The organism is Salinicoccus jeotgali (assembly GCF_055379195.1).
The window spans coordinates 1,423,611-1,435,853 of the sequence record NZ_AP043830.1 but is presented as its reverse complement, the minus strand read 5'-3'; the positions used below and the strand labels follow the sequence as shown (position 1 = coordinate 1,435,853).

10 protein-coding genes are annotated in these 12,243 nt (G+C 43.6%); 7 read left to right on the top strand and 3 right to left on the bottom strand.

The window, feature by feature from the left end; all coding sequences use genetic code 11:
* The first annotated feature begins 24 nt into the window (after positions 1–24).
* Positions 25–1,692 (top strand): formate--tetrahydrofolate ligase, encoded by a 1,668-nt coding sequence (locus ACZ43I_RS07200; RefSeq protein WP_344702579.1) that lies wholly within the window; start codon positions 25–27, stop codon positions 1,690–1,692.
* 208 nt (positions 1,693–1,900) lie between these two features.
* Here the strand turns inward: ACZ43I_RS07200 and ACZ43I_RS07195 are convergent, their stop codons facing one another.
* Entirely contained in the window at positions 1,901–4,426 is a 2,526-nt protein-coding gene (locus ACZ43I_RS07195) for a transglycosylase domain-containing protein (RefSeq protein WP_344702581.1), read from the bottom strand.
* A 370-nt stretch (positions 4,427–4,796) separates the two neighbouring features.
* Here ACZ43I_RS07195 and tyrS point away from each other — a divergent pair, with 370 nt between their 5' ends.
* The 3 genes from tyrS to ACZ43I_RS07180 all read left to right on the top strand — a co-directional run bounded on the left by tyrS (position 4,797) and on the right by ACZ43I_RS07180 (position 7,603).
* On the top strand, positions 4,797–6,056 hold the full coding sequence (gene tyrS, locus ACZ43I_RS07190) for a tyrosine--tRNA ligase (protein WP_344702583.1): 1,260 nt from the start codon (positions 4,797–4,799) through the stop codon (positions 6,054–6,056).
* A gap of 117 nt (positions 6,057–6,173) precedes the next feature.
* Positions 6,174–6,758, top strand: coding sequence for a LemA family protein (locus ACZ43I_RS07185; RefSeq protein ID WP_344702585.1), 585 nt, complete (start codon positions 6,174–6,176; stop codon positions 6,756–6,758).
* The gene (locus ACZ43I_RS07180) at positions 6,758–7,603 is read left to right on the top strand and encodes a TPM domain-containing protein (protein WP_344702587.1); all 846 of its coding nucleotides are present in this window, start codon (positions 6,758–6,760) and stop codon (positions 7,601–7,603) included. The genes ACZ43I_RS07185 and ACZ43I_RS07180 overlap by 1 nt, the downstream gene beginning before the upstream one ends.
* 48 nt (positions 7,604–7,651) lie before the next feature.
* Here the strand turns inward: ACZ43I_RS07180 and ACZ43I_RS07175 are convergent, their stop codons facing one another.
* Positions 7,652–8,980: a YjiH family protein gene (locus tag ACZ43I_RS07175; RefSeq protein WP_464761375.1), complete on the bottom strand. Its 1,329-nt coding sequence runs from the start codon at positions 8,978–8,980 to the stop codon at positions 7,652–7,654.
* A gap of 170 nt (positions 8,981–9,150) precedes the next feature.
* Here ACZ43I_RS07175 and ACZ43I_RS07170 point away from each other — a divergent pair, with 170 nt between their 5' ends.
* On the top strand, positions 9,151–10,107 hold the full coding sequence (locus ACZ43I_RS07170; protein WP_344702591.1) for a dipeptidase: 957 nt from the start codon (positions 9,151–9,153) through the stop codon (positions 10,105–10,107).
* Between the two features lie 10 nt (positions 10,108–10,117).
* Here the strand turns inward: ACZ43I_RS07170 and ACZ43I_RS07165 are convergent, their stop codons facing one another.
* Positions 10,118–10,609 carry a hypothetical protein gene (locus ACZ43I_RS07165; protein WP_344702593.1) on the bottom strand — a complete coding sequence of 164 codons (492 nt, stop codon included), beginning with the start codon at positions 10,607–10,609 and terminating at the stop codon, positions 10,118–10,120.
* A 95-nt stretch (positions 10,610–10,704) separates the two neighbouring features.
* Here ACZ43I_RS07165 and ACZ43I_RS07160 point away from each other — a divergent pair, with 95 nt between their 5' ends.
* Both ACZ43I_RS07160 and ACZ43I_RS07155 read left to right on the top strand, forming a co-directional pair.
* Positions 10,705–11,847 (top strand): MFS transporter, encoded by a 1,143-nt coding sequence (locus ACZ43I_RS07160; protein WP_344702595.1) that lies wholly within the window; start codon positions 10,705–10,707, stop codon positions 11,845–11,847.
* A gap of 24 nt (positions 11,848–11,871) precedes the next feature.
* Entirely contained in the window at positions 11,872–12,198 is a 327-nt protein-coding gene (locus ACZ43I_RS07155) for a hypothetical protein (protein WP_344702597.1), read from the top strand.
* Positions 12,199–12,243 lie beyond the last annotated feature (45 nt).

Sequence of the window (12,243 nt, the reverse complement as noted above, 5' to 3'; positions counted from 1 at the left end):
AATACTTAAGAGGGAGATGTAAATATGGCACAATTGACTGATCAACAAATTGCCGCAGAAGTGGATATCAAAGGTATCGAAGAGATAGCTGAAAATGCAAATATTCCCCACGATGCTCTCGAGATGTATGGAAAATATAAAGCTAAAATTGATATACATAAAATAGAAGGGAATGAGAAGGATTCAAAAGTCGTACTTGTTTCAGCAATGAATCCAACCCCGGCCGGGGAAGGGAAATCGACTTGTACTGTAGGTTTGGCGGATGCATTCAATAAGCTCGAAAAAAATGTGATGGTTGCATTACGTGAACCTTCACTCGGACCTGTTATGGGCATTAAAGGTGGAGCTACTGGAGGCGGACGTGCACAAGTGCTTCCGATGGAAGAGATAAATCTTCATTTCAACGGGGACCTTCATGCAATAACTACTGCCAATAATGCACTTTCAGCATTCATCGACAACCACATACACCATGGAAACAAGCTTAATATCGATCCAAGACGCGTAACATGGAAGCGTGTACTCGATATGAATGACCGTGCCTTGCGGCAAGTGGTGGTCGGACTCGGAGGCCCTTCAAGAGGGGTGCCGAGGGAAGACGGTTTCGATATCACTGTAGCGAGTGAAATCATGGCGGTACTCTGTCTTGCGAGTGACCTGATCGACTTGAAAGATAAATTATCCAAAATTGTTTTCGGCTATACTTACGACAGGGAGCCGGTGACAGTAGGACAACTTGAAGTGGAAGGTGCCTTAGCACTGCTGCTGAAAGAAGCAATCAAGCCGAATCTGGTGCAGACGATGGAAGGTACGCCGGCATTGATCCATGGCGGACCGTTCGCAAATATCGCCCATGGGTGCAACTCGCTCATAGCAACGAATACTGCCAGAAAACTTGCAGATATAGTAGTTACTGAATGCGGATTCGGTTCTGATCTCGGTGGGGAGAAATTCATGAACATAAAAGCCAGGAAGGGCGAATTCGCTCCGGATGCCATTGTTCTGGTAGCGACCATCCGTGCATTGAAGATGAATGGTGGAGTAGCCAAGAGTGATCTTGGGGAACCGAATGTCAATGCTTTGAAAGAAGGGATCGTAAATCTCGAAAAGCATATAGAAAATGCGCGCAAATTCGGGGTGGAACCAATTGTGGCATTGAATGATTTCGTCACTGACACAGATGAAGAAAGGGATTTTGTGCTATCCTGGTGCAAATCTAAGGATGTGAGGGTTTCCTTGACGAAAGTTTGGGAACTTGGTGGAGAAGGGGGCGTCGAGCTTGCAGAACAGGTGATGGAAGTACTTGATGAGCCTCAGAACTTTAAACAGCTATATGAAAATGAACTGCCGATTGACCAGAAGATAGAGAAGATTGTCACCGAAGTCTACGGGGGAGACGGTGTAATCTTTACGGACAAGGCTAAGAAGCAGTTGGCTGAAATCGACCGTCATGGTTGGGGCGATTTCCCTGTATGCATGGCCAAATCACAATATTCGCTAAGCGATGATCCCTCACTCCTCGGTCGTCCAACTGGATTCAAGGTTACTGTTAGAGAAGTGATTGCCAAGACAGGAGCGGGCTTCGTAGTAGCCCTAACAGGGGATATCATGACCATGCCAGGACTTCCAAAAGTGCCTTCTGCAGTTAACATGGATGTAGATTCGGAGGGAAATTCAAAAGGACTTTTCTAACACTTGAAAATGTGGCAAACATTGGAAAACAAGTTTTGGAACCATTGATATGAAAGAAATGTTGTGTTGAAGGGCTGGTAAATCAGCCCTTCTTTTTATGTAATTTTTTAGTAAAAATTCTCTCTATATTATAATTGAAAATCCTCCGGGCCTTCTAGATACTTCACTTCATCTGGAGGGCCCGGAGGCAGTTTTACGCTATGAACTTTTAATCATCTTCATTATCTTCATCTTCATCGTCGCTTTTACTTTTTGATTCGCTTCCACCGACCCGATATATGTCGTCATAGGAGCGTGTCACAGTACCCATCAGATCCGATGCACTAAGGCCGGAGTCAAAGTCATCTCCCATGCGGTCCATGATTGCTGGGTCATTCAGGCTGCTTTTATCTTCAAAACGTGTGTCTTCAGCGATAAGCCCTTTAATCGGCTTATCGAGTTTCTTCTCACAATCATCTTCAAGTTCCATGGTAAGGGCACAGAACGTTTCTTCCCTGACCGAATCAGGACGTTCAAAGCGTTCGTAGGCGCCCATCTTATCAGGCGCTATTTCTGTGAGTGCCTGTGCAAGATTCCTCCAATTATAGATGTGGAGATGCTGTTCGGCATCCTGGTTTGCAACTTGTGGGATATTACGGTCATAACCCATCCACACGCCAAGGGTTACTTTCGGGTTATAGCCCATAAACCAGGAGTCGACGAAATTGTTCGATGTTCCGGTTTTAGCTGCCCAATCATAGGTGCCCTTAACACTATTATAATAATCTTTTATATAATATGCGGAACCTGTTTGGAGGGTCTCCTTCAATATATCCGTCATAAGATAAGCGGTAGAATCTTTGAACACTTGTTCTGATGTGCTTTCATTTTCATAAATCTTTTCGCCTGAAGGATCTGTAATGGATTCGATCATATAACTTTCAACAAGCTCTCCATTGTTGGCGAACGTTGAAAAAGCGTTAGTATTATTCTCAACGGAAATGTCGTTGGTGCCAAGTGGAAGTGAAGGATTATTGGTCGCCCCGTCCGGTAGAGGGATGTTCATCTTCTCAAAGTATTCTTCAGGATTGTGCTTTTTGACTTCGGCCCACAACCGTAATGTACTCAAGTTATAGGAGTTGCTTAAAGCATGTTTCGCTGAAACGAGACCGAATTCCTTGTCTGCGTCATAGTTTTTTGGGCTATAATTCAGACTCTCTATAGTAAAGAATTTATCCAACAATACAGTATCAGGAGTGATCAAGCCTTTATCCAGCGCCGGGCCGTAGTTGATCAATGGCTTCATCGTCGATCCGGCACTTCTTGAAGTCTGGGTTGCATGATTGATGGATGAACGGTCGTGGTCGCGCCCACCAATGAATCCGAGTATGCGCCCCGTCTGATTATCTTTTAATATTGCACCAAGTTCATGCTCCAGAGTTTCTTCTTTTGTCTCTTCTGTGGCATCCGTCGAATCAAGGCTGCTGCGGGAACCATAAAATTGGGCGTTATCTTTGACTTCCTGCATCTTGTCATAGATTGACTTATCGATGGTGGTGTCGATATGATACCCCTTGTTGCGGAGCGCAGAATCTGCCTTAGTGGTATATTCCTGGTTGATCAGGGGTGTGCTGTCGACATCATCCCGAGTCAAACCATCTTCTTCTGCAAGGTAATACTTGAGGATGTCCACGCTGCGCCTTTCGATTTCATCTGCCAGGAAAGGATAGTTCTGGTTCGGTACCGTCACACTGTCCGTCAAGGAACCATAGATGTCATATTCGACTGCCTCATCATGCTCCTCCTGAGTGATCTTATCTTCCAGAAGCATGCGCTTCAAAACAAAGAGTTGCCTGTTTTTACCTGGTTGCAGATACTCCTCATCTTTTACCTTACCGCCTTGCATGAAAGGAGTGTAGGCATAGGGGTTTTTAGGAAGCCCCGCTATGAAGGCTCCTTCAGCAAGGTTCAATTCATCTGCATTTTTGCCGAAAATCCCTTCAGCAGCGGCCTGGACCCCTGCAATATTCTGACCGTTTGCATTGCGGCCGAAAGAAACTGCATTCAAGTAGGATTCGAGGATCTCTTCTTTTGAGAGCACTTTCTCGACACGGAAAGCGAGAAGCAATTCAGTTGCCTTACGGTCGAAAGTCGACTCATTCGTCAGCAGTTGGTTCTTTACAAGCTGCTGGGTGAGTGTACTGCCTCCTGTACCTGATTCAGAGCCTCCCAATTCCTGAAGCGTGGCCCTCAGAAATGCTTTCGGGACCACGCCATTATGTTCGTAGAAGTATTCATCTTCAGTCGCCACAAGAGCTTCAATGACATTTGGACTGATATCTTCATAGTCGACTCGCTCGCGGATGAGGTCTGCCCGTAGTGTACCGAGCGATTCGCCGGAGCCGAAAGCCACGGTAGTACTTTCAGTCATTTCAGTGAGCGCAGTCTTCATCTCATCTACCGGCTGGATCTCTTCATCGTTGACCAAAGAAGCGAAGTAGCCTACTCCGATACTGAAGGCAAAGATGGCTATCAGGCTTACTGCCAATACGGTAAACAGAATAATGTTCCAGATGGTATCGTAGGCGGTGAAGAATGATATTCTTATTGGGGAACCCGCTTTTTTGAAGCGGGTTTTGGTATGGCTCAATTTTTCTTTGAATGTAGTACTTTCAGCCTTTTCCTTGTTGGAAGTCTTTTCTCCTTTGGAAAAGAGGTGTTTAATATAATCTAAAAAGTCGTTAATCTTATTCATTTTTACCTCCTATCATCGGTCATTATAACACATAAAAAACAAAGTGAGTTAATGTTAAAAGGCTGTAGTTGCAGTAATATCGATACAGAAAATAGATTTTGCCCTTGACTTTTCACAATGGGAAATATATCATTTCTGTAAATTGATATTATTCGATTGGCAGAGAAGTAGTCGGATTTGTGGAATATAGAGAGCTGATGCTTGGTGGAAATCAGTGCACACTCCCGATGAATACACTGCGTATAAACATTCGAACGTCTGGGCAGACGTCCCTGTCCCTCAAGTAAAAAAGTTTGGTGGTACCGTGTATTCAGCACCCTTACGTCATGTAAGGGTGTTTTTATTTTATATCAAATTAGGAGGAAGTAAAATGAACGCGTTGCTTGAAGATTTGGAGTACAGAGGCATCATCTATCAGATGACCGACAAAGATAAAATAAGTGAACTATTGGATAAGGAACAAGTAACCCTCTACTGTGGGGCCGATCCAACAGCTGACAGCCTTCATATTGGACACCTCGTCCCATTTTTGACGATGAGGCGCTTTCAGAATCATGGACATCGTCCAATTGTATTATTAGGTGGAGGTACAGGCATGATTGGAGACCCTTCATTCAAAAGTGAAGAAAGAAAACTTCAAACGGAAGAACAGATTGAAGAGAATGTTCAAGGGATCAAAAAGCAGATGGAGCGTGTTTTTGACTTTTCGGATGAGAACGGGGCCATACTTGTAAACAACAGGGACTGGCTTAAAAATATTAGTCTGATCAGTTTTCTTAGGGATTACGGAAAACATGTCAGCTTAAACTATATGCTTGCGAAAGACTCCATTCAGACGAGGCTGGAAACAGGGATCTCATATACGGAATTCACATATACAATTCTTCAGGCTATCGATTTTGGACACCTCAACAAAGAATACGGTTGTAAATTGCAAATTGGCGGTTCAGACCAGTGGGGCAACATTACAAGCGGATTGGATCTGATGAGGAGAATGTACGGGGAAACAGAAGCAGAGGGAATGACTATTCCACTTATTACCAAAGCCGACGGAAAAAAATTCGGTAAAACGGAATCCGGTAACATCTGGCTTGATCCAGCCCGCACCTCACCCTATGAATTCTACCAATTTTGGATAAATCAAAGTGATGCAGACGTCATCCGTTTCATTAAACTCTTTACATTCATGGAGAAGGAAGAAATCGAAGCACTTGAAGAATCATTGGTGTCAGAACCACATCTCAGGAAAGCGCAAAAAAGGCTTGCTGAGGAAATCACAGCTTTCCTCCATGGTGATGCTGCATTGAAAGAAGCGCAAAATATAACAGAAGCACTGTTCAGTGGAGACATTAAAGCATTGTCTGCTGACCAACTTAAAGACGCATTCAAAGATGTGCCGTCAGCAATCTACCAGGACGATGACAAAAATCTTGTGAAAGTATTGGTTGAAACCGGTGTCTCACCATCACGTCGACAAGCAAGGGAAGACATCAAAAACGGCGCTATCTATATCAACGGAGAGCGTAAGCAGGATGTCGACCATGTCCTCCAGGATGAGGATAAGCTTGATGATGAATTTACGATCATCAGACGTGGTAAGAAAAAATATCACATGATTCGTTATAAATGATTATTAAAAAAGCCGGTCAGACCGGCTTTTTTAATATCTGCATCTGCTGCTTTCATAAACATGGAAAGATGGTAAAATATTAATGGAAGACAGTTCATTTGAGACAGGAGAGGAATCATGAAAAAATTACTTATACCCTTAAGCATCATCATCGGGCTGTTCATTATTCTGGCCCTCATTTTCGCCCCTAAATATAATCAATTCGTAAATCTTGAAGAAGAGGTCAATCAGCAGGAATCACAAATCGAAACCCAACTCCAGAGGCGTGGTGATCTGATTCCAAACCTAGTCAGCACCGTCCAAGGATATGCTTCCCACGAAGAGGAAATCTTCACGGATATTGCTGAAGCAAGGAGCAAATTGTCTGGTTCGGAAAATGTAGAAGAAATGGCGGAAGCAAACAATGACATGACTTCTGCACTATCCAGATTACTGGCAATCTCTGAAAATTATCCTGATTTGAAAGCAGATTCACAGTTTACGGGCCTCCGGGATGAATTGGCGGGTGCGGAAAACCGCATTGCAGTGGCAAGAAAGGATTATAATGAAGCAGTCCAGGAGTACAATAAGAATACACGGACATTCCCGGGCAATATGGTTGCAGGTATATTGGGCTTTAATGAGAAACCTTATTTTGAAGCAGAAGAGAGCAGTAAAGAAGTTCCGGAGATTGAATTCAATACTGAACAGGATGATGAGTAATGAAACGTTTGGTCATGCTTCTGCTGGCCGCATTCATTTTTACAGCTGGTCCTGTACAGGCGCGCGTTCAAGTTCCGGAACTCAACACCGATCATCATTTTGTACAGGATAATGCAGGGGTGCTCAGTGATTCAACGATTACTGAACTCAATGATAAAGGCACACATCTAGAGGAAGGAACAGGAGTCGAAATGATGCTGTTGACCATGCCTTCAACAGGTCAGGTACATCGCCAGGACTTCGCCTTGGAGGCTCTGAGGGAATATGGCGTCGGTAAATCCGAAAGTGACAATGGTATCGTCATACTGCTCAATCTTGACAATGGAGATGAGTTTGATAACCGGGGTGTTGAAGTCCAAGTCGGCTACGGTGTGGAAGGGTATCTCAACGATGCCAAAATAGGCCGCATCATAGACGATGTCGCGATGGAGCACTTCACTGCAGCAACAGAGGAAGAAGAGGGGTCAAAAGCCGCCTATGCCGAGTACGAAGAGGGGTTGACCAACCTCTATAATACATTATACGAAGAATCCCTTGAAGCTTTCGAATATAAAGATGGCGAATTCACAAGGGATACCCCTAAAGGGGAGGCATCAAACGATGGACAACCTGCCGGCATTGGTGAGAGTATTTTCAAATTAATATTTGCCATGATTGTCATCTATGTCCTCTTTAAGATTATGGGGGGCGGAGGGCCGCCAAAAGGCGGTTCCAGAAGACATGGAAGAGGCGGACCGACCATCTTCTTCCCACCGTCAGGCGGTGGAAGCTCAGGTGGCGGCTTTGGCGGTGGCGGCTTCGGCGGCGGCTCTGGCGGCGGCGGTGGTGCCGGACGCGGATTTTAATGATACAGCATAAAAAAACTTCTGTTCATATTGAACAGAAGTTTTTTTTTAGAAAATCATGTGTGCAATTATTGTAATGATTGGAAGCGTGATGATCGTCCTGAGCAGGAAGATTACAAAGAGACGGCCTAGACCGATAGGAATCTTTGACCCAAGGATGACGCCTCCCACTTCAGAAAGGTAAATGAGCTGGGTGATGCTGAGTGTACCAATTATGAACCGGGTCATATCAGATGCGACATCTTCTATCAGTATGGATGGCAGGAACATATCAGTAAATCCTATAAATAAGGATTCAGATGCAGCTCTTGCTTCAGGTATACCCATCATTTCCAGAATAGGTACAAATGGCGCTCCGATCCAGGAGAAAAGAGGGGTGTATTCTGCAAATATGGTGCCGATCGTTCCGATTGCCATGACTATCGGCAAGACTGCAAACCACATGTCTCCAACAGTCTTTATGCCGTCCTTGGCAAAATCGGCAAAGCCTTTGGCTTTTGACGCTCTTTGAAGCGCCTTGTTATAGCCCCATGAAAACATATTGTGTCCTGAAGGTATGCTTTCATCAAGTTCCCTACCTTCTACATGGTAATTATCCTGTGTTCTGGAAAGAGGGGGAATCCTCGGCATTATCAGCGCGGCTATCACACCCGCTATTATAATTGTCATGTAGAAAAGACCAAAATAATCCATAAGTCCGATCAAATCGAGTATGACGATAGAGAAAGTGATGGATACTACCGAGAATGTCGTGGCAATGACAGCCGCTTCCCTCTCTGAATAGAATCCCTGCTCATACTGTTTGCTCGTCAAGAGTACGCCGACCGTGCCGTCGCCAACCCAAGAAGCGAGATTGTCTACAGTAGAGCGACCCGGCAATGTAAAGAGGGGGCGCATTACTTTAGCGAACAAGGTTCCGACAAACTCCAACAGACCATAATTCAACAGCAGGGGAAGAAGTACGCCGGCAAACAGGAAGATTGAAAACAGCGTCGGCAATAAGTCATAAAGCATCAAACTGCCTGTCACCTCTGAATTGATCACTTCTGGTCCGAAAACGAAATAGGCCATCAATGAGAATAGTGCACCAAGAAAACGTAAAACGACCCAAATATTATTGGTTTTGAATAGACTGCCTATAAATTCAGAACTTGGCGTGATGAACCAGCTGAAAACAATCGTCAGCAGACTGGAGATATTGATCAGTATGACAACAATTAAAACAACATTATCCAATCCAATCATTTCGTTCATAAGATTGGCGAGATATGCTACGGGTATAGTAGTCCCTCCATCGACCTGGAGAGGGAAAAGAAACATTAGCACTCCAATGATGGATGGAATGATAAATTTTAATAAACTTGCATTTTTTTGCATAAATTAACCTCCTAGTACTATAATTATACATGTTGAAAGGTATTTGTAAATCTTGACTTAATAAGATAACGCTTTCAATATAGCATTTAGTTTATACTGTTATTTATAATTATGAAAATCTAACTGAGTGCCATTAACTTACATGCACTGTACATAAAGGAGAGGGAAAAATGGATATAATAGATACACACTGTGACGCACTTTTGAAATTACAGCAGGATGTCAGGAAAGCATATGATGATGGGGAGAAAACGCTTAATTTCTACGATTCTCCTGAAATTGAAACGAATGTATTGAGGCTGAAAGAGGGGGGAGTGAAGGTACAATTTTTTGCGATTTTCATTCCACCGGAAGTTCCTGACAATGAAAAATGGCAGCATGCGTTGGAACAGGTGGATTGCTTCTATAATGAAGTTCTGAGTCAGGAGAACTTTATCCATATAAAGAATCTTATAGAAATTGAGAGGCTAAAACCAGAAGAAATTGGGGCGGTCCTTACACTGGAAGGGGCGGATGCAGTAGGTAATGATCTGATGAAACTCCGTACACTATTCCGATTGGGAGTACTCTCTGTAGGGCTGACATGGAACAATGCCAATCTGGTGGCTGACGGCGTCGGGGAAAATCGTGATGCTGGATTGAGTGAGTATGGAGAGAGGTTTGTGGCCTCTTGTAACGCCCATGATGTGCTTATTGATATAAGTCACCTGAGCCCTAAAGGAATCACGGAGGTCATCGAGCAGGGGGATCGGGTCATCGCGACGCATTCGAATGTACAGAGTATATGTGACCACAGGCGGAATCTTACGGATAACCAGATAAGGAAGGTGATTGAGAAAGGGGGGATGATCAACATTGTATTCAACCCGCCATTTATTGGAGAGGGGAAAATAGAGATAGAAGACGTATCTCCCCATATAGATAGGATCATCAATCTCGGCGGTGAAGATGCTATTGGACTCGGCTCTGACTTCGATGGGATTGCATATCATGTTGAACGCCTTGGAAATGCCGGTGAATATGGCAATTTAATCGAAACATTAAAGAGAAAGTACGGAGAAACGTTCACTGAAAAGATTGCCTATAGGAATTTCTTTGAAAAATATTGTAAAAGAGACCTGTCTTAGACAGGTCCCTTCAAGAGGAGGACGATGATAGTGCCTCATATGTTTCATTGATATTTTCATATCGCTCATCAAGCTGTTTTTCCTGGGCTTCTATTTCTGACATGATCTCCTCGATTTCACCTTTGAATTCATCTTCCCCGAGAGGATTATAATTTATGAAAGTACGGTTGAACTCGCCATGCAGTTTAACGAGAGTCTCTAGGGAATCGATGTATGTCAATATATCTTCCTTGAATTTTTCATGTTCATGCCCTGTTACAGTATGATTATGGATGGTCCTTCTGAAGTCTTCGATTTTGGGCAGCATTTCATCGTATATGATTTTAAGTTGTTCTTCTCGATCGGATGTTTCTGAACTCTCTTTATACATTTCTTCAAATTCTGTTTTAAGCTCGTCGTGATTCCTATCAAAAGCTTCATAGAGTGCATCTAGGGATTCCTGGTCAGGCTGACTGCAGGCTGTCAGTAATAATAGAATCAAAACGGGAAATAAATTTTTCACAATACCACCTCTATTTAATATTAACACGTTTAGGTTTGATTGAAGGCCTTTATGTTGTATAATAGTCAAGTTGACTTTTTGAATGGGTGGTTATCATGAACAGGAAACTATTAATAACTTTTACTGTCGGTGTGTTCCTTCTTGGAATGATGGAGCTTATCATATCAGGCATATTGGAACTGATGAGTGCTGATCTAAACATTTCGAATGCATTGACCGGGCAGTTGATAACGGTCTATGCCGTCAGCTTTGCCGTATTCGGCCCATTGCTTGTAAAGATGACTGAAAAAATCAGGCCGAAACCGGTCATAATGGCTTCATTGCTCGTATTTATAATCGGAAATATAATATTTGGGCTATCAACTACATTTTTCATGCTTGCCATCGGGCGAGTTGTGACCGCACTTGCTGCTGCAGTGTTTATAGTCAAAATTATGGATATGACAGTGCTGCTTTCCGCACCGGCAATTCGGGGACGGATGATCGCTCTGGTCTATATGGGATTCAGTGCCGCGAATGTATTCGGGATTCCACTCGGCACCATCATCGGCCAGCAATTTGGCTGGCGTATCATATTTTGGATTGTCATTGCATTAGCTGTTCTGGTGGGTACCGGCATACTCGCTCTGGTGCCTAACAAGAATGCTGAAGAACTTGGTGATACCGAGCCGGATAAAATTCTGGACAGGAAAAATATCCTGCTTTATATTGGAGTAACAATGTCTGTTCTTATCGGTAACTATATCGTCCTCGGTTATATATCTCCGTTGATGACCACAAATGGATTCAGTATTGAGAATGTCTCTGTTGCTCTATTGATAGCGGGAGTCGGCGGCATGCTTGGTACATATCTTGGGGGCAATATGGTGGATTGGATCGGGACGAAGCGCACACTTCTCATCATGCTGACTTTATTTATGGTGGCGATGGCAATAATGCCGCTCGTTTATGGCAAACCAGTTCTTTTCTATATTACTCTATTCATATGGAGTCTGTTCCAATGGAGCACGAGCCCAGCAGTACAAAGTGGTCTGGTGGAGAATGTGCAGGGGTCTGCAGCACTGGTGTTCAGCTGGAATATGTCCGGGCTGAACCTAGGTATCGGCATCGGAGCTGTAATCGGCGGCATCTATATCAGCAACTTTGATATCAGCTATGCACCGTGGCTCAGTGTCTTCATCATTGCACTCGGCATACTCTGCACTGCTTTTGTAACTGAAGTCAAAGAAACGAAGTGACAGTAAGTTAAAGGGTGTGAAAAAATGTTCATAAGACTGCTACTTACTATAGCACTCTCATTTTTCGTCATTTACGGCATAAATTATTTTGATATAGCCGATCTCGACTATAATTTTAAGACGGTGGCTGCCACTTCCATCGCCCTGGTTCTACTGAGGGTGGTCTATTATATATTCACCAAATTTTTAAAGGTGTTCCTGTTCATATTCGTATTTCTACCGTTATTGGCACTCTTCATCAACTATATATATTCCTATATGACAGGTGCTCCGGTGGAGTTTATGGATCTGGACTGGCTGCAAAATTTCATAGATCTGGATTGGCTGCAGAAATGGACTCAAAATCTTTGAGTCCATTTTTATATGCCCCGATTTTTGGGTGATCCGGAAATGGAC